Source organism: Flavobacterium sp. FlaQc-52 (assembly GCF_044007495.1).
GTDB classification, from domain to species: Bacteria; Bacteroidota; Bacteroidia; order Flavobacteriales; family Flavobacteriaceae; genus Flavobacterium; species Flavobacterium cupriresistens.
Window position 1 is genome coordinate 389698 of sequence record NZ_JBIPCV010000003.1, and the last position, 24418, is coordinate 414115.

Below are 24418 nucleotides of genomic sequence, written 5' to 3' on the forward strand. Positions count from 1 at the left end.
ACAAATTTTTAAGGTACCTCAATCTCGTTTACGATTTTGTTGATAATGTCTACAGAAGTAATGTTTTCGGCTTCAGCCTCATACGTGATCCCGACTCTGTGACGTAAAACATCATGTACAACAGCACGAACATCCTCCGGAATTACATAACCACGACGTTTGATAAAAGCGTAACATTTTGCTGCATTAGCTAAATTGATACTTCCACGTGGTGATGCTCCAAAACTGATAAGAGGTTTTAAGTCTGCTAGTTTGTACTTTTCCGGATAACGGGTAGCAAAGATGATATCTAAAATATATTTTTCGATTTTTTCGTCCATGTAAACTTCACGAACAGCTTCTTGCGCGCGCAAAATTTGTTCAACAGAAACAACCGGATTTACTTTTTCGTAACTTCCTTTTAAGTTTTGACGAATTACAAAGCGTTCTTCATCAATTTTTGGATAGTCGATAACCGTTTTCAACATAAAACGATCGACTTGTGCTTCCGGAAGCTGATACGTTCCTTCTTGCTCAACAGGATTTTGAGTTGCTAAAACTAAAAACGGACGATCTAGTTTAAAAGTAGTATCCCCAATAGTAACCTGTTTCTCCTGCATGGCCTCTAATAAGGCTGATTGAACCTTTGCCGGAGCACGGTTAATCTCATCCGCAAGTACGAAATTGGCAAAAATTGGTCCTTTCTTAATAGAAAATTCGTTTTGCTTGATGTTGTAAATCATCGTCCCGACAACATCAGCAGGCAATAAGTCAGGTGTAAACTGAATACGGCTGAAGGATCCCTGAACCGCTTGTGACAAAGTATTAATCGCTAAAGTTTTGGCTAATCCCGGAACACCTTCCAATAAAATGTGTCCTTGTCCTAGAAGACCAATCAATAAACGCTCGACCATATGTTTCTGGCCCACAATGACTTTGTTCATTTCCATTGTAAGAAGGTCTATAAAAGCACTTTCTCTTTCAATTTTTTCATTTATCGCTCTAATGTCTAAAGTCGTCGTATTCTCTTCCATATAAATATTTTTAAAACTTTTTTAAGACGTTGATTTTTATGCCTAACTTTTGAGAGTGCAAATTGAATATTTTTTGATAAGTAAGATGTTAAAGAATGGTTAAAACTTCGACCAACGAACTAATTTTAAGGGTGAATTGTGAATCTATTTTTATATTTTTAAGAACTTTGATGATTATGCTTTACAAATGCATATTTAATACCAAAAATAACGCAATACTACCATGAGCAAAACAACATTATCGCCTATAATTTCGGGCACTATGAATTGGGGAGTATGGGATAAAAACCTTACAACTAAAGAAATGGAAAATATGATACAGGTTTGTATCGAAAACAAAATTACAACTTTTGATCACGCCGATATTTACGGATCCTATACTACAGAAGCCGATTTTGGAAAAGCATTTCAAGCAAGCAAAATTTCAAGAGAAAAACTGCAGTTAATCACCAAGTGCGGAATCCAGATGATTGCTGAAAAGCGTCCGGAGAATAAAATAAAGCACTATGAGTACTCTAAAGACTATATTGTTTGGTCGGTTGAAGAATCATTAAAAAAACTAAAAACAGATTATGTAGATGTTTTTTTGTTGCACAGACCAAGTCCCCTAATGCAGGCGGATGAAATTGCAGAGGCCGTTGGAAAATTGAAAGCGGAAGGTAAGATTTTAGATTTCGGACTTTCGAATTTCACTAGTTCTCAAACCGAGCTGATTCGTCAGAAAACAGATGTAAATTACAATCAGGTTCAATTTTCGGCTACGCATTTTGAAGCGATGACCGACGGAAGTTTAGATTATATGCAGACGCATGGAATTAGACCATTGTCATGGAATCCGCTTGGAACTGTTTTTAGAGAAGATACCAAAAAAACACGTCGTCTGAAAAAATTGCTTTCGACTTTAGTGGAAAAGTACCATTTTGGTTCTGATACACTTTTACTTTCCTGGATTTTAAGGCATCCGGCCAAAGTGATTCCGATTGCAGGAACAGTTAACATCGCCAGAATTCAATCGTTGATGAAAGCAGTAGAATTAAAAATGGATAAAGAAGACTGGTTTGCTATTTGGAGCGAGAGTATGGGCGATGATGTTGCCTAATTTGTGACTCGTTAAATACGATCAGAATTTAATTTTTTTACTAAGGTAAGATTGTAAATTAAAAATATTTTGCCACAAATTTCACCAATTGACACAAATTAAATTAGTGCAAATTCGTGAAATTCGTGGCAAAAAACACCGAATAAAAATCGCGACTTTGTCGCTAATTTGAAAAGAATAATATAGAACTAAACAGATTAAAATGATTAGAATCTTTTTAATCTGTGGCAAAAACAAATAAATTCTCAGAATGAAAAAAACAGTTTTAATTACTGGAGCCACTAGCGGAATTGGAAAAGCAACCGCACAAATAATGGCTAAAAACAACTATAAAATTATCCTTTGCGGAAGACGTACAGACCGTTTGGCTGAACTGGAAACAGAACTTTCTGCTTTTACAGAAGTCCATTCCTTATCCTTTGATGTACGAGATAAAAAGGCAACCTTTGAGCGTATTAATTCTTTACCGGAAGCATTTTCCGTGATTGATGTTTTAATCAATAATGCCGGGAATGCACATGGTTTAGATCCAATTCAGAATGGAGATGTTGAGGATTGGGATGCTATGATTGATATTAATGTAAAAGGCCTTTTGTATGTTTCGAAGGTGGTAATGCCACAAATGATAGAAAGAAAGTCAGGACATATTATCAACATCGGATCCACAGCTGCAAAAGAAGTATACCCGAACGGGAATGTATATTGCGCCTCAAAACATGCCGTTGACGCGATTACAAATGGAATGCGAATTGATTTAAATCCATACGGAATTAGAGTAGGCGGAATCCACCCGGGAATGGTAGCGACCGAATTTAGCGAAGTTCGTTTTAAGGGAGACACAGAGAGGGCTTCTAATGTTTACAAAGGATTTGATCCATTACAGGCAGAAGATATTGCAGATATTATTCATTTCGTAGTTTCAAGGCCTTATCATGTTAATATCGCCGATTTGGTTGTGATGAGTACAGCACAAGCATCATCTACGATTGTTAAAAGGAGTTAAGATTGTTTTATGACAGTTCTGACCTACAGTCTAGTTTATTAAGGTAAAGTTTTTGTAAATAAAAAATAACATACTTTGCGTAAAACCTTGTGAACTTTGACCTTACTTTGAGGAATAAACAGAGTTAAATTTTTCACGCAGATTTGGCAGATTGCACAGATTTTTTATAAGAGGTAAATAAGATCAGCCTAATCTGCCAGATCAGCGTGCAGAAAAAATTGGGCATAAAATTAAAAAGGAGTCGTAATGTTATGCTTAAACTTTGCTAACCTTGCAATTAAATTTAATAGTAAAGAGGTGAAGTTTTAATTTTAAAAATTAGTGCAATTCGCGACAAAAAAACTAAAGTATGATCAATAAACGTCTTTTAATCAAAAACTTACTCGCTCACAATGACGAGAGCAGTTTTTATGATAAAAAAAGACAGTTGAATCTACATACCCGTGAAGGAAAAGGAAAGTTCCTGAAACACATTTGTGCCTTGTCTAATTCAAATCCTACCAATAATTCCTATATCGTGGTGGGGGTTGAAGATCAGGATAACGAGATTGTCGGTGATGACTTCTTCGATGATAGCCGAATACAAAATCTGGTGAATGCCTTTTTAGAAAACCCGCCTAAGATACAGTACGAGAATGTACCGTTTCCGAATCTTCCAAAAGACAGGGTAGTCGGATTGGTTACGATTAAACCCAAAAATAAAATTTCCTATTTTAAAAAAGGTATTCATACCATTGTTGCCAATAGTGTTTTTGTGCGACGCGGGAGTAATTCGATTCCTGTTGAAGGAGAAGTTGAAAAGAATTACCAAAATACCGAGACCGTAATCGGAATTGAAAACAGTTCCAGAAACAGTATCCAATATACGCTGGATGGTGTTATCGATTTTATGAATTTCAGACACAAAGACATGTCGCCTAAATACCATGTTTTTAAAGAATTGTTTGTAATTTGTTGGGCCGGAGTTCCAAAAAAATCAAGAGATAAGACCTTTTTATCTCGGGTAGATATCGAGTTGATTAATGAGCAAATTAAGCTTTTTTACTCCGCTCAGGATGTGGTTACCATCGTGTTTGATGATGACAGTTTTACAATAACCGAGTATGTTCCTTTAGGGCTTAATGATAAAACGAGTTATTATCCGTTGGAAGAACAAACGATTCGCTTTTTTGATAACGGTTACTATAAAATCGATCGTAAAATACTTTTTCAACCTCCCGAGTTTAACATACGAATGCTCTATCATATTTACAATTCGAATGTAACATTGCTTCAGAAATTGCAAAAAGGAGTTGTCCTTTCCGAAAGGGAATTAGTGGATTTAGAAAACCTTCCGTCTACTTTTATGATTTGTTATCTGAATGGTTTTGACGACGCCAAGCAAAAACTAATTGATGCCAAATTACTTCTAAAACCTTTTGGACAGGTCTATCTATCCTTTAAAGAGGCGTTGCGTATTCTACGAAAAATGAAATATGATGTGCAGTAAAAGGAAGACTAGCTGTAATTTTCGATAAATATATTTTCTATCTTTTTTAAATTATCATTCTCTTCGAATTTTAGGTGACTGATCTCATTAGTATAGAATTTTTCAATAAAAAGTTTAATGATATACATAACTTCAGATCTGTTGTCACTATTTGTCAAGAGCTCTTTAACTAGGTAATTGCTTAATTTTAGTTTTTGATTTTTATATTGATTTGACATTACAGCGGAACTGGAATTTTCATGTAAAAGAATCATTTTGTCGACTTTATCTATCTCTTCGATTAAATCCAGTATATGATCTAGTTTATTATCTTTCATCTGAGGTATGTTAAAAATTTATTTCAACAAAGCCTTTTGATAACCGATTTCCTCGAATCCTTCTTGTTTTTGTAAACCGATCCATCCAATAAGCTTTGTCGTTAATATATCTAAAGCTATTTACATGACTTTCGGGGACTAATAATCCTATGTTAGCATTAGAAAATGAATTAATGTTTCATTTCTAATGTACAAAATTAGAGTCTAGCTTCTTTTTTGAATCTATATCCGGCTTTCAATGTATTATAAACGTAATTGGTATAGAGATAAATTATTGGAAAAGCAGATAAGATTTGATTTTCTCATACGGAAAAAGAATTTCTTTTGGACCATCAGCATAAGAGGCAGCCTCATAGGAGTTGTAATATAAAAGCAAACCCTCTGAAGTATAAAAAATATTCTGTGGCAATTGAAATTTGTCGTTTTCAAACATCAGTCCCGTAGCATTAATGTTCGCTTTTTCAGGAATTTTGTATTTAGTTCGGAATTCTTTTTCGGCAAGAGCCTTAAATTCTTTTTGATTTTTGAAAATCTGATCGTTAAAAATTACTTTTCCGGTTTTAGGATTAAACAATAAAGAACGATACCCCTGATAACCGTGTGCTCCTCCTGTAAAAGTATAATGATCGATTTTTATATTTAAAATCTGTTCCGATTGAAATTCGACATTGCCTATGATTTTAGCTTCCCAGCCAAAAGTTTCTGTTGGGAATTTTTTGTGCATTTCTTCATAGGAAGCAATAAAGGAAGAGGCTAATGAATTATAGTCCGCTGATTTTAATGGTTTCTCTTCAAAGTAAACAATTTCTTTTACTACCGAGAATACTTTTTTATTGATGCTGTCTGCTACAATCGGGATGTTTTTTGCAATTGGAAGATCGATGCTGATGTTTGGACAGTCTTTATCACAAGGCAAAGCCGATTTTTTTTGAAATGTTTCGTTTTCAAAAGAAAGCTCCTTGCTGCAGCTGATGAATAGGAGAAACGTGAAGACTAAAAAAAGATACTTTTTCATGTGTAAAAATGTTAATTATATACAAAGGTAAGAAGTTGTGGCAGGATTAAAATAAATTAAACGGTAAATTTGTATTCGTAAATCAGGTTAAAAAAAGGTAACTATATGAAATTCAATACAAAAGTGATACATGGTGGTCAACATCATGACCCGAGTACAGGAGCTGTTATGCCTCCGGTATATCAAACTTCAACTTATATTCAGACCAGCCCGGGGCAACCTTTGGGGGATTATGAATACAGTCGTGCATCAAATCCTACACGCACAGCATTAGAAAATGCTTTGGCAAGTATAGAAAACGGTACACGTGGATTGGCTTTTTCTTCTGGTTTGGCGGCTACAGATTGTGTATTGCGATCTTTTAAAGCAGGCGACGAAGTAATTGCTATGGACGATTTATATGGGGGAACCTATAGAATGTTTTCAAGAGTTTATAAGGATTCTGGGATTAAATTTCATTTTGTTGATATGACCGATATCGCAAAGTTGAAAGCTTTAATCAATGAAAACACAAAATTGATCTGGGTAGAAACGCCGACAAATCCGTTGATGAAATTGGCCGATATTCAGGAAATAGCAAAAATAACCAAAGAACATAAAATCTGGTTAGCAGTAGACAATACTTTTGCGACTCCTTATTTGCAAAAACCGCTTGATTTGGGTGCAGACATCGTGATGCATTCTGCTACAAAATATTTAGGCGGTCATTCCGATGTTATCGCCGGAGCGCTTATAGTAAAAGATGAGGCTTTAGGAGAGCAATTGCATTTTCAGCAATTTGCAACCGGAGCAACACTTGGGCCAATGGATAGTTTCTTGGTTTTGAGAGGAATAAAAACACTTTCTCTTAGAGTACAAAGACATTGTGAAAATGGAGAAAAAGTGGTTGAGTTTTTGGCAAATCATCCAAAAGTAAAAACAGTTTATTATCCGGGACTTGCAAGTCACCCATTTCATGAAATTGCTAAAAAGCAAATGAAAGCGTTTGGTGGAATGGTTTCGTTTGATTTTAAATCAGGTAAAAAAGAAGATTCGATTGCCTTTTTAGAAAAACTTAAAGTTTTTACTCTTGCAGAATCATTAGGTGGAGTGGAGTCACTAGCAAATCATCCAGCTTTAATGACACATGCTTCTATTCCGGCTGATAAACGAGCAGAAGTCGGTATCACCGACGACTTAGTTCGTTTGAGTGTGGGTATCGAAGATGCAGAAGACTTAATCGCCGACTTAGAACAGGCTTTAGCATAAGAACAATAAGAAACGTCTCCATTGGAGGCGTTTTTTTTATGAATAAAATGTAAGGATGAGTCTCAGTTTACAGTCTCAGTTTGCAGTTCTTAATTGAGACCGTAAACTGGGACTTATTTCTTTTTTAAGTTCAATTAATTGGCGTATCAACGTTAAAATTTCAACAATATAAGTCAGGTGAGTTTGTTTAAGCTGGACTTTGTCATTTTGAAAGAAGTTCTAAAAAGATCAGCTTTGTTTAAAGTATGCACGCGAATCTTCAAGACGAATATAGTTTTAGTACTTTTTGTAAAAATTGGAATTTGGAATTTAAAAAATTGAAATTTATTTCAAAGAAACCCTCATTCTTTTATGATTTTTAAGGTTTTAGAAAGACTCGGGGTTGTGACTTTTATAAAGTAAACACCTGGAGCTAAAGCTGACATATCAATACTTCCCTGAGCCGAATGAATTGATTTTTCGATAACCGTCTGCCCTAAGAAATTAATAACCGCTATAGTCGTAATCTCTTTGTCAAAGGAAATATAGAAAACATCTTTAACCGGGTTCGGATAGTATTTTAAGTTAAGGGGGTCTGAATCTGCGGGTGCTGTATTATCTCCTTTTTTGTGAAAAGTTATTTTGGTTTGAGCAAGAGAAAAGGAGCAGGTAATTAATAAAAGTAATAATGTAGCGTAGAAGTTTTTCATAAAAAGAATATTTATATGTTATGAAAAACAAAATTCAGGATACTATTAGGTTTAACTCTTATGTGTTTTATCGGTGTTATGAATAAAATCATATCCGTTATGCGTTTTTAAAACTTTGAAATCAAGTTTAAAAGGCGCCGAAATTCTTGTAAAGTGTTGTTTTGTTTGTTAGGTATTGATTGGGGGACAGATCCATTTTATTTATGGAGAGGTTAATTAAAACCTACCGCTTTAGGATCAAGGAAATGAAAATAACCCACAGTATCGGTTTGATTTTTTTTTAAGCTGTACCCAGAATAAAGCCACAAACAGCAAAAAAAATCTTTAGATTTAAAACCAAAAAAGTATACTCTTCAAAAAATTTGGAATTTGGAATTTCAAAAACTTTGGAATTTAAAATATGTTAGTCCCCAAAGTAATATATGTACCCTACGTTAAGCCAAACCTGAGAGTCATTAGATTTGTTTTCTTTGTATCTGGTTTTGTTTGGGTTTAAACCGTCAACCCAGTCAGAACTAAAGCCTTGATAACGAATATCCAACATTAAATCGTTTATTTCATTTAATTTGTAATGTACTCCGACACCTGTTGTCACAGAGAAAGCGACACCGGTTTCCTCAGAAAAACCATATTTTCGACCATCTGAAGGTACAAGGTATTTTGGATAAGTGGTCTCGGGAGTTCCCAAAGGACCTAATGAAGAACTTACTTTTGTGGAGTAATAACTAGCCATAAATCCTAAACTTAAATAAGGACTAAACACACCAATGCTTCTCTCATAATCATGTATTTTCATAAATGGAGAAAATTCTAATTGTGCACCAAGGTTCAATAAGGATGAACGTCCGGACATGGCTTTGAGTTGCTGAGTCGATAACTTTGATGGATTTCCTTCTACTGATGCTCCGAAATGATTTAATTTGGTAGTACTAAATGATAATTCCGATCTGACTTTAAAATGTTCTGAGAAAAAACCACCTCTGTTATTATTAGCAGAAAAGTTGATGAAGTGTACAATTCCCAGACCAAATCCTGTATTTCCTATAGTGGTGTCAAAATTGTTTCTTTCTCCATAATCGGACTGAAAAGATACAGGTCCGAATATTATTCCTACTTCTTGTGCAAAAGATTGCGCATTAACGTTGGTTGAGACTCCTAACAAGGCGAATAATGTGAGTACTATAGGTTTAAGCATGAGTTTGGGCTTTCAAATCTTGGCAAATATATAAAAAACATGCCCGATTCAAAATTTTAAATTGTGCTATTAGAAAATAAGTAGCAAAATGCTTAATTTGCTACTTTTAATTGGGTTGTTTTGATCTAAATTTAGAAGTGTAAAATAGTATTTTTCGGATTGTTTGAAAAAAATATAATTCGATGATTCAAATGAAAAAAAATAGCATTAAATTATCATTTTATCCTATCTTTGCGTGTCAAAACGAAAACGTTTTCTTAAACGTGTTTTCTAAGTTTACAAGGAGTGTAAATAAAATAATTTACTAGAATAATTTATTTAAAAAATGGAACAAAAAATAAATGAATTTATGGCTCTTGTTGAGTCAAAAAATCCAAACGAGCCAGAATTTCTTCAAGCCGTTAGAGAATTTGCAGAAACGGTAATTCCATTTATCGCTGAAAGAAAAAAGTACGATGGAAAAAACTTACTTCTTAGAATGGCTGAGCCAGAACGTTCTATAATTTTTAGAGTTCCATGGGTAGATGATAATGGAGAGATCATTGTAAACAGAGGTTTCAGAATTCAAATGAATTCTGCTATCGGACCTTACAAGGGTGGAATTAGATTTCATCATACAGTGAATTTGTCTGTATTGAAATTTCTTGCTTTTGAACAAGTTTTTAAAAATAGTCTGACAACACTTCCTATGGGAGGTGGAAAAGGAGGTTCTGATTTTGATCCTGAAGGAAAAACCGATGGAGAGATCATGCGTTTCTGTCAGTCCTTTATGACTGAATTATGTCGCCATATTGGTCCTGACCTGGATGTTCCTGCGGGAGATATTGGTGTTGGTGCCAGAGAAATTGGTTATTTATTTGGTCAATACAAAAGAATCAGAAACGAATTTACCGGTGTTTTAACTGGAAAAGGAATTGCTTACGGGGGTTCATTAATTCGTCCTGAGGCTACCGGATACGGAGTGGTTTATTTTACAGACCAAATGTTACGTACTATCGGACATGAGATAAAAGGAAAAAGAGTAGCTATTTCAGGTTTCGGAAACGTGGCTTGGGGTGTTGCTTTAAAAATAAATGAATTAGGAGGGAAAGTGGTAACAATTTCCGGACCTGATGGTTATGTTTATGATGAAGAAGGAATCTCTGGAGAGAAAATCGAACATATGGTTGAAATGAGAGCAACCGGAGATAACAGAGCTGAGAACTACCTTAAGAAATATCCAAATGCTGTTTTCCATAAAGGAAAAAGCCCTTGGGAAGTAAAAGTAGATATCGCTATTCCATGTGCTACTCAAAACGAATTGAATGGTGAAGATGCTCAAAAACTAATCGATAATGGAGTATTGTGTGTAACGGAAGCTGCTAATATGCCTTCTACACTAGATGCTATTAAATTATTCTTAGACAATAAAGTATTATTCGCTCCAGGAAAAGCTGCAAATGCAGGAGGAGTTGCTGCATCTGGGTTAGAAATGACGCAGAACTCTATTCGTCTGAACTGGACTAGTGAAGAAGTAGATTTAAGATTAAAAGATATCATGGTTGGAATTCACAACCAATGTAAAAAATACGGTGTTGGTGAAGACGGTTACGTAAATTACGTAAAAGGAGCTAATATTGCCGGATTTGTTAAAGTTGCTGATGCTATGCTTGCTCAAGGTGTAGTGTAATTTTAATTACAATTTAATAAATGCCTTCATTCGTCTTATGATGAATCGAAGGCATTTTTTTGTTTTAGCGTTTTTTATAGTCTGAAATCAGTTGCAAATTGAGACTATTTTTATTTTACCACAGATTGCAATGCAATACGTTTTTAGACTTTGATAAAGAGTGGCTAACTTTTACAGCATGTCATTCAAATGGAAATAGGTAAATAAAATGGCAAGCTGTTTTTTGGATTAGTACTTTTTCTAAAATCTACAACGCGAGCGATAGCAAACAGACGAAGTAAATCTGCTAGAAAAAAGATCAAAATGATTAGATAATCGGTATAAATCTTTTCAATCTGTGGCAAAAAAACAATTAGCCCCAATTCATGAAAATAGCTATCTGAATTATTTATGAAGAGAACAAAAATCAAATACTTTCGTTTGTAGTATATTTGTCTCTCTATAGCGATCTAATAATGAAAAAAAGGTTTTTATGTGTTTTGTTTTTGTTGCTGATGCAATTGAGTTTTGGGCAAAACACCTTGTCTTGGCAGGGATATTTTTCGTTTAACGAAATAAAGGATATTTCAGAAAGTCCAACAACTGTTTTTGCTGCCTCAGAAAATGCATTGTTTTCTAAAAATTCGACTACGAATATAATTAAAACGACCACGACTGTTGATGGCTTGTCTGGCCAAACTATTTCTGCCTTATATTATAGTGAAAGTGCCAAAAAAACTTTAGTCGGTTATGAGAATGGCTTGCTCATTCTTGTCAATGAAGCTGATGGAGGTATTGTGAAAAAAGTAGACATTATTAACAAACAGTTACCTTCGAATTTAAAGAAAATCAATCATTTTATGGAGCAGAATGGGTTGGTTTATATTTCCTGTGATTTTGGAATTGTTCAGTTTAATCTGAAAACCGCTCAATTTGGAGATACTTATTTTATAGGAGACAATGGAGCACAAATAAGCATAAAACAAACGGCTTTTTTTAACGGGTCTATTTTTGCTGCAACTTCCAGTGGAATTAGAAAAGCAGAAATTACGAATCCCAATCTTATCGATTTTAGTCAGTGGAGTACAGTAAATACGGGAGATTGGTCCGGTGTTGAGGCTTTTGATACAGAGCTTGTAGCTGTTAATGCTGCGGGATATTTGCATCGTTATAACTCCAATACATTTATTGGATTTTTTCAACTTTCTCAGCCTGCTACAGACATTCGTTCCAAAAATCATAATTTGTTTATTACAACGCCTAATACGGTTTATGTCTATAATAATCAAATGGTGTTGAATCGTCAAATTAGCAATACGCAGGTTTTGAATGATAAATTGAGTTTTACTTGTACAACAGTGGTTGGAGATGGATTGTATATTGGAACAAAAGATAAAGGATTGTTTACATCGACACTTTTAGGTGGTTCTACGTTTGAAAATACCATGCCGAGTGGTCCTTTGCGAAATAGTGTTTTTGCAATTCAAGCCACTCCAAGTTCGCTTTGGACTGTTTTTGGGGATTATTCAGGAGGTTATAATCCGTATCCAAAGGATAGTTATGGAATAAGTAAATTCAGTCAGGATCAATGGTTGAACATTCCTTATGAAGAGGTTTTAGAAGCAAAGTCGTTAGTGAGAATTGCCGTAGATCCAAATAATGAGAATAAAGTATATATCGGTTCGTATGATGCTGGTTTGTTGAAACTTGAAAATAACATTCCAAATCATCTATATGGAAGAGAAAATAGTCCGCTTGATGCGGTTCCACCGGGTACGGTTGATGTGTGGGTGAATGGAACTGTTTTTGATAAATCAGGAAATTTGTGGATGAACAACAGTTTGGTCGATGATGGGATAAAGGTTTTGAAACCCAACGGAGATTGGCAAAGTTTTTCTACAAAAGGAATAATAACAGAAATATCCAGTTGTCCTTTCGGAAGGATGTCTATTGACAAAAACGGAACAAAATGGATGGCAACCTTTAATAACGGAATTGTTGGGTTTAATGAGAAAGGAAACGTTATTAAGAAAATCACAATCGGTCCCGATACAGGTAATCTCCCCTCTGTTGATGCCCGAGTAGCTACTCCCGATAATAATAATCAGTTATGGATAGGTACAACAAAAGGATTAAGGGTTTTGTCTAATGTGAATAGTTTTACGACAGAGGATCAATTAACTACAAAATCAATTATTATTGTAGAAGATGGTCTGGCGCAGGAATTGTTGTACGAGCAGTTTATTACAGATATTGTAGTTGATGGTGCTAATAACAAATGGATCGGGACTGCCGATTCCGGAGTGTTTATGGTTTCTCCGGACGGGCAGCAGACCAAATATCATTTTACAATAAATAATTCACCGTTGCCAAGTAATATAGTAAATGATATTGATATTAATAGTGCAACAGGCGAAGTTTTTATTGCAACAGATAAAGGTTTGGTTTCTTTCAAAGGCATATCGACGGCTGCAAATGAGAATTTAAATAATGCTTATGTGTATCCAAACCCTGTACGTCCAAATTATGGAGGAACGGTAAAAATAGCCGGATTAATAGACAAAGCAAACATAAAAATTACAGACATTGAAGGGAATCTTGTTTACGAAGCTATTTCGCAAGGTGGAACAATAGAGTGGGATACAACTGCCTTTGGACGGTATAAAGTAGCTTCCGGAGTTTATATGATCTTTATTTCGGCTCAGGACGGAGGTGAAACTAAAGTGAAAAAAGTAATGATAATCAGGTAATCTAAATTAGAAGATGTAGCTGTGTTTTTAGCTCAGGTTTGGTATGAATGATAAAAACTGTTTTGATTTTTTAAGGTTCTTTTTTGCTGCAAATGTACTCTTGGCGCATTTGAGCGAGCTTTCGCAAAGCAAGAGTCTTTATTTTTTATCCAATTTTTCCAGTGCAATTATTGGTGTCAAAGGGTTTTTTGTTATAAGCGGTTTTTTGGTTGCTAAAAGTTTTGTAAATACACCTTCTCTCAAATTGTATTTTATAAAAAGAGCCAAAAGGATTCTGCCGGCTTATATTGTTGTTGTTCTGTTTTCGACTTTAATCTTTGCTTGTTTTAGTAGTTATAGTTTTTCAGCGTATTTTTTAGATGCAGGGGTTTATAAATATCTGGGGTGGAATTTACTTTTTTTAAATTTTATGCATCCATGTCTGCCGGGACTTTTTGATAATAATCTCCTGTGTGCTGTCAATGGAGCGCTATGGACACTAAAGGTAGAAGAAGGTTTTTACCTTGTTTTGCCATTTATTTTTTATGCAATCAGAAAAAGTAAGAGAAGCTTCCTGGTGCTTGGTAGTCTTTATGTATTATCGTTGTTGTATTGGTTTATAATGGATTCTTATCTTAATCAACCGTTGTTGGCCAAACAACTACCCGGCTATTTGTCTTATTTTGTAACCGGAATTTTCTTGTTTCTCAATTTCGATTTAATGATGGTGCACAAAAAGAAGCTTTTGATGTTGTCGGTTCTGTTGCTTATGGCGTGTCATTTTTCTGAGATTCCATTAGATTTATTTTATCCGGCTGCTTTTGGGACGATTGTAATAATTGCAGCTTATACGATTTCGTGGTTGAATAATTTTGGTAAGTATGGTGATTTTACTTACGGATTGTATATTTATCATTTTCCTGTAATTCAACTTTTCAGACAGTATGATTTGTTTCATAAATACAATCCTTTTTTGATGGCATTGGCAGTTGTTTTTATTAGTCTCTTTTTTGCGGTGTTGTCGTGGTTTTTTATCGAGAAAAGATTTTTGGACAGATTCAATAAAAAAGATAAAATGCAAATTCAGGCAGTATGATAGTCAAAACCAAAGCAATAGTAATTTCGGCCTTAAAATTTCAAGAGAAAAGTTTGATTGTAAAATGTTTTACACTTTCAAATGGCTTGAAATCTTATTTTGTACGCGATGCTTTTTCGGGGCGTAAAGTCAGTCAGAAAATTGCGTATTTTCAGCCTTTGTCTATTTTGGAGATTGAAGCAGTTCATAAAAACAAAGGCACTTTAGAGAATTTCAAGGAAATAAAAACAGCAGTTCCTTTTCAAAGTATTCATACCGATATTGTAAAAAGTACAATGGTGATGTTTTTGTCGGAGATGCTCCATTATTCCATTCAGGAAGAAGAGAAAAACGAATCGCTTTTTTTGTTTTTAGAGACCGCTTTAACCTGGTTGGATCAGCACGATGAGATTTCTAATTTTCACTTGACGCTACTGCTGGAAACGACCAAATATTTGGGATTTTATCCCGATGTTTCAGAAATAAGTTTGCCTTATTTTGAAATGTACGATGGTGTTTTTACCCATTTTCATGGTCTGGGTTCGCTGACGGAACACGAAAGTGATTTGTTTAAAAAACTGATTGATTTAAAATTTGACAACGATCAGAAAGTTTTTAATGTTGCTGAAAGACAAATACTCCTTAAAATTCTCATTGATTACTACCGTTTTCATTTAGATGGATTTAAAAATCCGAAATCTTTAGAGGTTTTAAAAGAAGTTTTCTCTTAAATTTTCGAAACAGACGATCTTTTTTGTTGAATTTATTAGAAATTCCGTGACTTCATTCTTTTTTCTGTCATCTTTTATCTATATTCCTCAAAATTCCTTACTTTCGCACCTCGTTTAAGAAAAGGATAAAATGAGTACAAAATTTACTGAATACAAAGGACTTGACTTGCCTACAGTGGCATCAGAAGTATTTGATTTTTGGAAGAAAGAAAATATATTTGAAAAGAGTGTAACTACACGTGAAGGTGCTGAACCTTATGTGTTTTTTGAAGGACCTCCTTCAGCTAATGGTTTACCGGGAATTCACCACGTGATGGCACGTGCTATTAAAGATATTTTTTGCAGATATAAAACTCAAAAAGGTTTTCAGGTAAAAAGAAAAGCCGGTTGGGATACGCACGGATTGCCTGTAGAATTAGGTACCGAGAAAGAACTAGGAATCACAAAAGAAGATATTGGTAAAACCATTTCTATTGAAGAATATAACGAAGCGTGTAAAAAAACCGTAATGCGTTATACTGATGTATGGAATGACCTAACCGAAAAAATGGGCTATTGGGTAGATATGGAAGATCCGTATGTGACTTACAAACCCAAATATATGGAGTCTGTTTGGTGGCTTTTGAAACAAATCTATGATAAAGGTTTGTTGTACAAAGGATATACTATTCAGCCTTATTCTCCAAAAGCAGGAACCGGATTGTCTTCTCACGAGGTAAATCAGCCTGGAGCTTACCGTGATGTTACCGATACTACGATTGTAGCACAGTTTAAAACACTATCGGAAACATTGCCTTCATTTTTACAAGGATTTGGAGACGTTCATATTTTAGCATGGACAACTACTCCTTGGACATTGCCATCAAACACAGCATTGACAGTTGGACCAAAAATTGATTATGTTTTGGTGAAAACCTTCAATCAATATACTTTCGAGCCAATAAATGTTGTTTTAGCAAAGAATCTGGTTGGAAAACAATTCGGAAAAGGATTTTTTGCCAGCACAGAGGAAGCGGATTTTGCAAATTTCAAATCCGGAGATAAAAATATCCCGTATACTATACTAACAGAAGCTAAAGGTGCCGATTTAGTAGAGATTCGTTACGAGCAATTATTGCCTTATACATTGCCTTACCAAAATGCGGAGAATGCATTTAGAGTAATTTCGGGAGATTTCGTAACTACAGAAGACGGAACCGGAATTGTACATACTGCCCCAACTTTTGGTGCAGATGATGCTAAAGTAGCAAAAGAAGCTAAACCGGAAGTTCCGCCAATGTTGGTTTTGGACGAAAGTGGTACAGCAGTTCCATTAGTAGATCTACAAGGGAAATTCACTTCGCACATGGGTGAGTTTGCCGGTAAATATGTTAAAAACGAATATTATGACGCCGGACAAGCTCCTGAGCGTTCTGTAGATGTTGAAATCGCTATTCGTTTAAAAGAAGAAAATAAAGCTTTTAAAGTAGAAAAATATGTTCACAGTTACCCTCACAGCTGGAGAACAGACGAACCGCTTTTATATTACCCGTTAGATTCCTGGTTTATTAAGGTGACTGATGTAAAAGATAGAATGTTCGATTTGAATGAAACTATTAACTGGAAACCTAAATCTACCGGTGAAGGACGTTTCGGAAATTGGTTGAAAAATGCCAACGACTGGAACTTATCTCGTTCTAGATATTGGGGTATTCCGTTGCCAATTTGGAGAACCGAAGACAAAAAAGAAGAAGTTTTAATTGGTTCTGTTGAAGAATTATACAACGCAATTGAGAAAGCTATTGAAGCCGGTTTTCAAAAAGAAAACCCATTCAAAGATTTCGAAATCGGGAATATGTCTGAAGCAAATTATGATTTAATCGATTTACATAAAAATGTAGTAGATCAAATTACGTTGGTTTCAGCTTCAGGAAAACCAATGAAACGAGAAAGCGATTTGATCGATGTTTGGTTTGATTCTGGTGCAATGCCTTATGCACAATGGCATTATCCTTTTGAAAATAAGGATAAAATCGACGAGAATAAAGATTTCCCTGCGAATTTTATCGCTGAAGGTGTAGATCAGACTCGTGGATGGTTTTATACGTTACATGCTATCGGAACTTTGGTTTTTGATAAAGTGGCGTACAAAAATGTAGTTTCAAATGGTTTGGTTTTAGATAAAAACGGACTAAAGATGTCAAAAAGTAAAGGGAATTCAATAGATCCTTTTACAACAATTAAAGAATACGGACCTGATGCCACACGTTGGTACATGATTTCGAACGCAAACCCTTGGGACAACCTGAAGTTTGATTTGGAAGGAATCGCTGAGGTTCGTCGTAAATTCTTCGGAACGTTATACAATACGTATTCTTTCTTTAGTTTATACGCCAATATTGATGGTTTTAAATACGCTGAAGCCGAAATTCCGTTAAACGAAAGACCGGAAATTGATCAGTGGATTATGTCTGAATTACATACGTTAATAAAATTTGTTGACGAATGTTACGAAGAATACGAACCAACAAAAGCAGCAAGAGCTATTTCTGACTTCGTTCAGGAAAACCTAAGTAACTGGTACGTTCGTTTGTGTCGTCGTCGCTTCTGGAAAGGCGAATATGCACATGATAAAATTGCGGCTTACCAGACACTTTATACCTGTTTGCTTACCATAAGTAAACTAAGCGCCCCGATCGCTCCTTTTTTCATGGATAAATTGTATCGTGATTTGACAGTTTCTACAGGATCTGAGCAATATGCCAGTGTTCACTTGGCTGAGTTCCCGAAATTTGTCGAAAACTTTGTTAATAAAACGTTAGAAAGCAAAATGCAGAAGGCGCAAACCATCTCCTCTTTGGTGTTGTCACTTCGTAAAAAGGAAATGATTAAGGTACGTCAACCTTTACAAAAGGTAATGATTCCGGTACTTGACGATAATCAACGTGCTGAAATTGAAGCTATTTCCGAGTTGGTAAAAGCCGAAGTAAACGTTAAAGAAATCATACTTTTAGATGATGCTTCAGGTATTTTGGTAAAACAAATTAAACCTAATTTTAAAGCTTTAGGACCACGCTTCGGTAAGGATATGGGTCTGATTTCTAAGGAAATACAAGGTTTTTCTGCCGATCAGATCAATCAGTTAGACAAGGAAGGGACGTTAGATATTGTTATTGCTGGAAATAACGTAACTTTATCATTAGAAGATGTCGAAATAACCTCACAAGATATCGAAGGATGGTTGGTTGCAAATTCAGGTGGAATAACAGTAGCACTTGATATAACAATCACCGAAGAATTGAAGAATGAAGGTATTGCGAGGGAATTGGTAAACAGAATCCAGAATATTCGTAAAGATTCAGGATTTGAGGTTACAGACAAAATTAAAGTTCAGCTTAAAAGAAGTGGTCTTTTGGAAGAAGCAATTCTGAAAAACGAAGCTTACATTAAGTCAGAAACATTAACAGATAGTTTGGTTTTTGTTGACGCTTTAGAAAACGGCACAGAAATTGAGTTTGATGATATTAAAACAACGATATTAATTTCAAAATAATATAAAAATGGTAGATGAAATTACAAGATACTCTGACGCCGATTTGGCAGAGTTCAAAGAGATAATCCAAAATAAAATACAAAAAGCACAAGCAGATCTTGATTTAATCAAAAGTGCTTATATGAACGACTTGAATAACGGAACAGATGATACTTCTCCTACTTTCAAAGCTTTTGAAGAAGGAAGTGAAACCATGTCTAAAGAAGCAAACTCTCAGTTGGCTATCAGACAAGAGAAGTTTATCCGTGATCTGAAAAATGCGTTATTCCGTGTCGAAAACAAAACATACGGTATCTGTAAAGTAACAGGAAAATTAATCGGTAAAGAAAGACTTAAAATTGTTCCTCATGCTACAATGAGCATCGAAGCCAAGAATTTACAGAGATAATATCTCAGATACTTAAAAATTAGCGCTCCTTTAGGAGCGTTTTTTTTATTTAATTGTTATTTTTGCCATCAAAATTTCATAAAATGTCATTACGAAAAGCGTATTTCCTTATATTTTTAGTTTTAATTGTGGATCAACTTTCTAAAATTTATGTAAAAACAAATTTTATTCTTGGTGAAGAAGTTGTTATTGCAGATTGGTTTAGAATTCATTTCATAGAAAATGAAGGAATGGCATGGGGAACAAAAATTCCGGGTGAATATGGAAAATTAATTCTGACTGTTTTTAGAATTTTTGCTGTATTCGGAATCGGGTATTGGTTGGCAGATGCAATTAAAAAACGTCATTCCAATTATTTGGTTGTAGCAATAGCATTGATTTTTGCCGGTGCAGCAGGAAATATCCTGGATTCTGTTTTTTACGGTGTAATTTTCGATGACAGTTCACATAACCTGGCTACTCTTTTCTCACCAGCACCATACGGTACATGGTTCCACGGTTTGGTGGTAGATATGTTTTATTTTCCAATCTGGGAAGGCAATTTGCCAACTTGGTTGCCAATCTTTGGAGGAAAGCATTTTATGTTCTTTAATGCTATTTTTAATGTGGCTGATGTAGCCATCTCAACAGGGGTTGGAATATTGTTGGTCTTTAATAAAAGAGCATTTCCTAAACACTAAGTTCTTTTGGAAGAATAGTGTTTTTAGGTTTCGAAAATTAATAGTGCTTTAAAAATGCTATTTTTGTCATACAAAAACTAAGCTTATGCAAAGTCCGTCTTTCTCCATTTATGATGCTTCTGCAGGTTCGGGAAAGACCTATACTTTGGTTAAGGAATACCTGAAGATTATTCTTTCCTCGCCAAAAAACGATGCCTATCGAAATATTTTGGCTATAACTTTTACCAACAAGGCAGTTCATGAAATGAAAAGCCGTATTGTAGGCAGTTTATCTGAGTTTACAAAAGAAATCCCTTCCGATAAAGCATCCGATTTAATGGAGGATTTGTCGAGAGAAACAGGGCTTTCGATCATCAGAATCAAAACAAAATCTCAAAATATCATTAAGCACCTGATTCATAATTATGCGGCTTTTGATATTTCTACTATTGATAAATTTACACATAAGGTAATTCGTGCTTTTGCACACGATTTGAATTTACCGATGACTTTTGAGGTTACTCTGGATACCGAGAATTTATTGGTAGAAGCTGTCGATGCCATTATTGCTCAGGCAGGGCAGGATGAAACGCTTACCAAATTACTTATTGATTTTACGATGGAAAAAACCGACGACGATAAGAGTTGGGATGTTTCGCGTGAAATTCTGGAAACCGGTAGGTTGGTTCTGAATGAAAATAACCGAAATGAAATTTTGCATTTTCAGGATAAGTCCATTGAGGAGTTTATCGCTATAAAAAAGAAAATGTCGGCTTTGTGTGCCGATCTGGAAAAAGAGAATGCGGAGTTTGCCGCCGAATTACTCGTTTTAATTGATAAAAACGGAATTGACTTGAAATCTTTTTCAAGAGGGACTTTTCCAAATCATCTCGAAAGTATTAAGGATGGGAAATTTAATCCAAAGAATAAAACCTTTCATGAGTTTGAGGATATTGCCATCAATAAAACGGCGAAAGACAAAGCAATAATCGAAAATCTTATTCCGGAATTGCTTCAAACGCTGGTTAAAATCTATAAAAACTTCGAGAAAAGAGATTTCTACAAAGCTTTTCTTAAAAATATTACGCCTTTATCATTACTGAATACCGTTAGTAATGAATTAGCCAAAATTCAATCCGAACAAAATATATTATCTATTTCTGAATTTAATGCGATTATTTATCGGGAGATTCAGAATCAACCGGCGCCCTTTATTTATGAGCGTCTGGGAGAACGGTACCGTCATTTTTTTATTGACGAATTCCAGGATACTTCAGAAATGCAGTGGCAAAACTTGATTCCGTTAATTGATAATGCGCTTGCTGGTCAGGACGATTTGGGAAATAAGGGTACTTTGATGATTGTTGGAGATCCCAAACAATCCATTTATCGCTGGAGAGGTGGTAAAGCCGAGCAGTTTATCGAATTGAGTAAAGGGGAAAATCCATTTAGCAATAAAGATCAAAAACTAGAGCATTTAGATACCAATTACCGCAGTTATAGTGAGGTAATTGATTTTAATAATGCTTTTTTTAAGTTGATTTCTGCTGAATTTTCAAATGAGGATTATAAAGATTTGTATGAGAATCATAGTTTTCAAAATGCAAATTCCAAAAAAGGAGGGTATGTCAATATCTCTTTTCTTCCTGTTGTTGAAAAAAGTGATTTTGCAGATGAAGAAGAAGTGGTCGAAAAATCAGATCTATATGTTTTGGCTACTTTAAATACAATTCAGAATGTAGTTCGGGAAGGTTTTGAGTATAAAGACATTGTGATTCTGACCCGTAAAAGGGGGCAGGGAATTGCGATTGCCAATTATTTGACAGAACAAAATATTCCGCTATTGTCTTCAGAAACACTGATGATTCAAAATGCAACAGAAGTGCGTTTAATAATTCATCTGTTGAAATACTTAAATAATAGCGCTGATTTAGAAGCAAAGGCTAATTTTTTGCATTTTTTAACGGGTACTTTAGAAACTGAAATACCGGTTCATGATTTTATTGCCCAGGGAATGAGTAAGAAATTTGAAAGTGATTTTGAAAACTGGCTTCTGACATTTGATGTCTCACTATCTTTCGAGAATATCAGAAAAAAATCCTTGTATGAGGCAGTTGAAATTATCATTTCAAAATTCGTTCTTCCAACCGAAGGGAATGCCTATGTACAGTTTTTTCTCGATATTGTTTTAGAACGTGATATTAGAAATCAGGCCGGAATAGCAGACTTTCTTAGTTTTTGGGAGAAAAATGGAGAGAAATTCAGTATCCCGTCTCCCGAAGGAAATAATGCCGTTCGGATTATGACTATTCATAAATCGAAAGGATTGGAATTTCCGGTTGTTATCATGCCGTTTGCGGAAGAAGATTATAACAGAAAGCCAAAAGACAAGCTTTGGTTAGATGCTGAAGAGGAAAATTTGGGGGTTCCAAAAGCGCTAATTGACAATAGTAGTGCTGTTGAAGGGTTTGGTGAAAGTGCTTCGGCTGTTTTTAATTTGAAAAAACAAGAAGAATTACTTGATAACATCAACGTTTTGTATGTGGCATTAACACGTGCCGAAGAGCAGCTTTATGTTATTTCGCAGTCTTTAAAAGAGCGGAAGGATGGAGAGTTCCCAAGTAATATGGCTTCGTTTTTTATAAAATATCTGATTCATAAAGGGATTTACGATCCGGAAAAATTAGAATATGATTTTGGAAATAAGAAGAAACTTTCGCCCTTATCAAAAAAGGCAGATTTAGTTCGAACGATTCCAATGATTTCTGAGGTTTTAGATCCGAAGAATATAAAAATTGCGCAACGCGAAGCGCTCATGTGGGGTACGCACCAACAAGAAGCAATCTCCTATGGAAATGTAGTCCATGAAATCTTAGCTTTTGTTAAGGATAAATCAGATATTGATCTGGCAGTTGTAAAAGCAATGGAGAATGGTCTGGTAACTTTTGATCAGTCTGAAAAAGTATTGTTGACGCTTCAGGAAATTGTAAATCATCCTGAGTTGACCATATACTTTGATGGGAAAGATAAGATTTTGAATGAGCAAACAATTGTTCAGAAGGAGGGTAAGATTTTAAAACCGGATCGTGTAGTGCTGACAAAGAGCAAAGAAGCTTATCTTTTAGATTATAAAACGGGGGCTGTTAATACGAAATACACCAGACAAATTCAGGAATATCAGGATGCAATCGAGGATTTGGGCTATAAAGTGTTAAAAAAAGCACTGGTGTATATAGGAACAGCTGTCGATGTGGTAAATTTGTGATAAAATTAATCAGTTGTTAATAGCTTAATTAGGGTTAAGTTGTTAATTTTTAACATATTAAATAAATAAAAATGTACGGAAAAATAAAAGAACATTTGCAAAGTGAGTTGCAAACTATTGAAGAAAATGGAATTTTTAAGAAAGAACGTATAATTACTTCAGCTCAGGATGCTGAAATTACAATTTCAACAGGTGAAAAAGTTTTGAATTTTTGTGCCAACAATTATTTAGGCCTTTCTTCGCATCCAGAAGTGGTACAAGCGGCTAAAGACGCTATGGATACACATGGTTTTGGAATGTCGTCTGTTCGTTTTATTTGCGGTACGCAGGATATTCATAAAACATTGGAGAAAAAGATTGCTGATTTTTATGGTACAGAAGATACTATTTTATATGCAGCGGCTTTTGATGCAAACGGAGGTGTTTTTGAGCCGTTGTTGGGAGAAAATGATGCAATTATTTCAGATAGTTTAAACCATGCTTCTATTATAGATGGTGTTCGTTTGTGTAAAGCGGCCCGTTATCGCTATGAAAATAGTAACATGGAAGATTTAGAACAACAGTTGATTAAGGCTAATGAAGCCGGAGCTCGTTTTAAACTAATTGTTACTGACGGTGTATTCTCTATGGATGGTCTTGTGGCGCCATTGGATAAAATCTGTGACTTGGCAGACAAATACGATGCTATGGTTATGGTTGATGAATGTCATGCTGCAGGATTTATCGGAGCAACTGGTAAAGGTACTCTTGAGGCAAAAGGAGTTATGGGAAGAGTTGATATTATAACCGGAACCCTTGGTAAAGCATTAGGTGGAGCAATGGGAGGTTATACTACCGCTAAGAAAGAAATTATTGAATTGCTTCGTCAACGATCAAGACCTTATTTGTTTTCAAATTCACTTGCACCGGCTATTGTTGGGGCTTCTATTAAGGTTTTTGAGTTGTTAGAAAAAGATACTTCACTAAGAGATAAGTTAGAATGGAATACAAATTATTTTAAAGAAGGTATGAAAAATGCCGGATTTGATATCATAGATGGGGATTCAGCGATCGTGCCGGTAATGTTGTATGATGCTAAATTGTCACAGACTATGGCTAATGAACTTTTGAAAGAAGGGATTTATGTAATCGGATTCTTCTTTCCTGTTGTACCGAAAGAAAAAGCAAGGATCAGAGTGCAACTTTCGGCAGCCCATACTAAAGAGCACTTGGACAGAGCGATAAAGGCTTTTGAAGTTGTCGGAAAAATGTTAAAAGTTATATAATTACCACATTGGCCGAATTTTTGTAGGTTTTTTTTAACATTTCATTTTGTATTTAAAA

At 35.0% G+C, this 24418-nt stretch carries 18 protein-coding genes; 13 read left to right on the forward strand and 5 right to left on the reverse strand.

Going from position 1 to position 24418, the window contains the following annotated elements:
- Positions 1-8: 8 nt before the first annotated feature.
- Positions 9-1013: a MoxR family ATPase gene (locus ACHRV5_RS08240; RefSeq protein WP_047776704.1), complete on the reverse strand. Its 1005-nt coding sequence runs from the start codon at positions 1011-1013 to the stop codon at positions 9-11.
- A gap of 223 nt (positions 1014-1236) precedes the next feature.
- On the opposite strand from ACHRV5_RS08240, the gene ACHRV5_RS08245 reads away from it, so the two are divergent.
- The 3 genes from ACHRV5_RS08245 (at position 1237) to ACHRV5_RS08255 (ending at position 4604) form a co-directional block, all read left to right on the forward strand.
- A complete protein-coding gene (locus tag ACHRV5_RS08245) occupies positions 1237-2112 on the forward strand; it encodes an aldo/keto reductase family oxidoreductase (protein WP_395426411.1) in 876 nt (291 codons plus the stop codon).
- Positions 2113-2362: 250 nt separating this feature from the next.
- Positions 2363-3115, forward strand: coding sequence for an SDR family NAD(P)-dependent oxidoreductase (locus ACHRV5_RS08250; RefSeq protein WP_395426412.1), 753 nt, complete (start codon positions 2363-2365; stop codon positions 3113-3115).
- A 349-nt stretch (positions 3116-3464) separates the two neighbouring features.
- The gene (locus tag ACHRV5_RS08255; RefSeq protein WP_395426413.1) at positions 3465-4604 is read left to right on the forward strand and encodes an ATP-binding protein; all 1140 of its coding nucleotides are present in this window, start codon (positions 3465-3467) and stop codon (positions 4602-4604) included.
- A gap of 8 nt (positions 4605-4612) precedes the next feature.
- Here ACHRV5_RS08255 and ACHRV5_RS08260 read toward each other — a convergent pair whose 3' ends face one another.
- Positions 4613-4921, reverse strand: a complete 309-nt coding sequence (locus tag ACHRV5_RS08260) for a hypothetical protein (RefSeq protein WP_395426414.1) — start codon at positions 4919-4921, stop codon at positions 4613-4615.
- A gap of 271 nt (positions 4922-5192) precedes the next feature.
- Positions 5193-5936, reverse strand: a complete 744-nt coding sequence (locus ACHRV5_RS08265; protein ID WP_047776712.1) for a DUF3298 and DUF4163 domain-containing protein — start codon at positions 5934-5936, stop codon at positions 5193-5195.
- Between the two features lie 105 nt (positions 5937-6041).
- Between ACHRV5_RS08265 and ACHRV5_RS08270 the strand changes: the two genes are divergently transcribed.
- Complete coding sequence (locus tag ACHRV5_RS08270) at positions 6042-7184, forward strand: cystathionine gamma-synthase (RefSeq protein ID WP_047776714.1); 1143 nt, start codon at positions 6042-6044, stop codon at positions 7182-7184.
- A 341-nt stretch (positions 7185-7525) separates the two neighbouring features.
- On the opposite strand, the gene ACHRV5_RS08275 is transcribed toward ACHRV5_RS08270, so the two are convergent.
- Positions 7526-7873, reverse strand: a complete 348-nt coding sequence (locus tag ACHRV5_RS08275) for a T9SS type A sorting domain-containing protein (protein ID WP_395426416.1) — start codon at positions 7871-7873, stop codon at positions 7526-7528.
- 403 nt (positions 7874-8276) lie between these two features.
- The gene (locus ACHRV5_RS08280; RefSeq protein WP_047776717.1) at positions 8277-9068 is read right to left on the reverse strand and encodes a hypothetical protein; all 792 of its coding nucleotides are present in this window, start codon (positions 9066-9068) and stop codon (positions 8277-8279) included.
- Between the two features lie 325 nt (positions 9069-9393).
- Here ACHRV5_RS08280 and gdhA point away from each other — a divergent pair, with 325 nt between their 5' ends.
- The 9 genes from gdhA to kbl all read left to right on the forward strand — a co-directional run bounded on the left by gdhA (position 9394) and on the right by kbl (position 24360).
- Complete coding sequence (gdhA, locus tag ACHRV5_RS08285) at positions 9394-10737, forward strand: NADP-specific glutamate dehydrogenase (protein ID WP_047776719.1); 1344 nt, start codon at positions 9394-9396, stop codon at positions 10735-10737.
- A gap of 455 nt (positions 10738-11192) precedes the next feature.
- Positions 11193-13466 (forward strand): ABC transporter substrate-binding protein, encoded by a 2274-nt coding sequence (locus ACHRV5_RS08290; RefSeq protein WP_395426417.1) that lies wholly within the window; start codon positions 11193-11195, stop codon positions 13464-13466.
- A gap of 43 nt (positions 13467-13509) precedes the next feature.
- The gene (locus tag ACHRV5_RS08295; RefSeq protein WP_395426418.1) at positions 13510-14541 is read left to right on the forward strand and encodes an acyltransferase family protein; all 1032 of its coding nucleotides are present in this window, start codon (positions 13510-13512) and stop codon (positions 14539-14541) included.
- Positions 14538-15251 carry a DNA repair protein RecO gene (gene recO, locus ACHRV5_RS08300; RefSeq protein WP_395426419.1) on the forward strand — a complete coding sequence of 238 codons (714 nt, stop codon included), beginning with the start codon at positions 14538-14540 and terminating at the stop codon, positions 15249-15251. Before ACHRV5_RS08295 ends, recO begins: the two co-directional genes overlap by 4 nt.
- Before the next feature lie 130 nt (positions 15252-15381).
- Positions 15382-18783 carry an isoleucine--tRNA ligase gene (ileS, locus tag ACHRV5_RS08305; RefSeq protein ID WP_395426420.1) on the forward strand — a complete coding sequence of 1134 codons (3402 nt, stop codon included), beginning with the start codon at positions 15382-15384 and terminating at the stop codon, positions 18781-18783.
- Between the two features lie 7 nt (positions 18784-18790).
- Positions 18791-19171: a TraR/DksA C4-type zinc finger protein gene (locus tag ACHRV5_RS08310; protein ID WP_035681592.1), complete on the forward strand. Its 381-nt coding sequence runs from the start codon at positions 18791-18793 to the stop codon at positions 19169-19171.
- Positions 19172-19254: 83 nt separating this feature from the next.
- Positions 19255-19851 carry a lipoprotein signal peptidase gene (locus tag ACHRV5_RS08315; protein ID WP_047776727.1) on the forward strand — a complete coding sequence of 199 codons (597 nt, stop codon included), beginning with the start codon at positions 19255-19257 and terminating at the stop codon, positions 19849-19851.
- Between the two features lie 85 nt (positions 19852-19936).
- The gene (locus ACHRV5_RS08320; RefSeq protein WP_395426421.1) at positions 19937-23095 is read left to right on the forward strand and encodes a UvrD-helicase domain-containing protein; all 3159 of its coding nucleotides are present in this window, start codon (positions 19937-19939) and stop codon (positions 23093-23095) included.
- 71 nt (positions 23096-23166) lie between these two features.
- Positions 23167-24360, forward strand: a complete 1194-nt coding sequence (gene kbl / locus ACHRV5_RS08325) for a glycine C-acetyltransferase (RefSeq protein ID WP_047776731.1) — start codon at positions 23167-23169, stop codon at positions 24358-24360.
- Positions 24361-24418: the final 58 nt, after the last annotated feature.

Coding starts and splice junctions, on each gene's coding strand:
- ACHRV5_RS08265 (WP_047776712.1), bottom strand. CDS start 5,936: ATGAAAAAGTATCTTTTTTTAGTCTTCACGTTTCTCCTATTCATCAGC.
- ileS (WP_395426420.1), top strand. CDS start 15,382: ATGAGTACAAAATTTACTGAATACAAAGGACTTGACTTGCCTACAGTG.
- ACHRV5_RS08250 (WP_395426412.1), top strand. CDS start 2,363: ATGAAAAAAACAGTTTTAATTACTGGAGCCACTAGCGGAATTGGAAAA.
- ACHRV5_RS08315 (WP_047776727.1), top strand. CDS start 19,255: ATGTCATTACGAAAAGCGTATTTCCTTATATTTTTAGTTTTAATTGTG.
- recO (WP_395426419.1), top strand. CDS start 14,538: ATGATAGTCAAAACCAAAGCAATAGTAATTTCGGCCTTAAAATTTCAA.
- ACHRV5_RS08280 (WP_047776717.1), bottom strand. CDS start 9,068: ATGCTTAAACCTATAGTACTCACATTATTCGCCTTGTTAGGAGTCTCA.
- ACHRV5_RS08290 (WP_395426417.1), top strand. CDS start 11,193: ATGAAAAAAAGGTTTTTATGTGTTTTGTTTTTGTTGCTGATGCAATTG.
- ACHRV5_RS08320 (WP_395426421.1), top strand. CDS start 19,937: ATGCAAAGTCCGTCTTTCTCCATTTATGATGCTTCTGCAGGTTCGGGA.
- ACHRV5_RS08260 (WP_395426414.1), bottom strand. CDS start 4,921: ATGAAAGATAATAAACTAGATCATATACTGGATTTAATCGAAGAGATA.
- ACHRV5_RS08240 (WP_047776704.1), bottom strand. CDS start 1,013: ATGGAAGAGAATACGACGACTTTAGACATTAGAGCGATAAATGAAAAA.
- ACHRV5_RS08255 (WP_395426413.1), top strand. CDS start 3,465: ATGATCAATAAACGTCTTTTAATCAAAAACTTACTCGCTCACAATGAC.
- kbl (WP_047776731.1), top strand. CDS start 23,167: ATGTACGGAAAAATAAAAGAACATTTGCAAAGTGAGTTGCAAACTATT.
- ACHRV5_RS08245 (WP_395426411.1), top strand. CDS start 1,237: ATGAGCAAAACAACATTATCGCCTATAATTTCGGGCACTATGAATTGG.
- ACHRV5_RS08295 (WP_395426418.1), top strand. CDS start 13,510: ATGAATGATAAAAACTGTTTTGATTTTTTAAGGTTCTTTTTTGCTGCA.
- ACHRV5_RS08310 (WP_035681592.1), top strand. CDS start 18,791: ATGGTAGATGAAATTACAAGATACTCTGACGCCGATTTGGCAGAGTTC.
- gdhA (WP_047776719.1), top strand. CDS start 9,394: ATGGAACAAAAAATAAATGAATTTATGGCTCTTGTTGAGTCAAAAAAT.
- ACHRV5_RS08275 (WP_395426416.1), bottom strand. CDS start 7,873: ATGAAAAACTTCTACGCTACATTATTACTTTTATTAATTACCTGCTCC.
- ACHRV5_RS08270 (WP_047776714.1), top strand. CDS start 6,042: ATGAAATTCAATACAAAAGTGATACATGGTGGTCAACATCATGACCCG.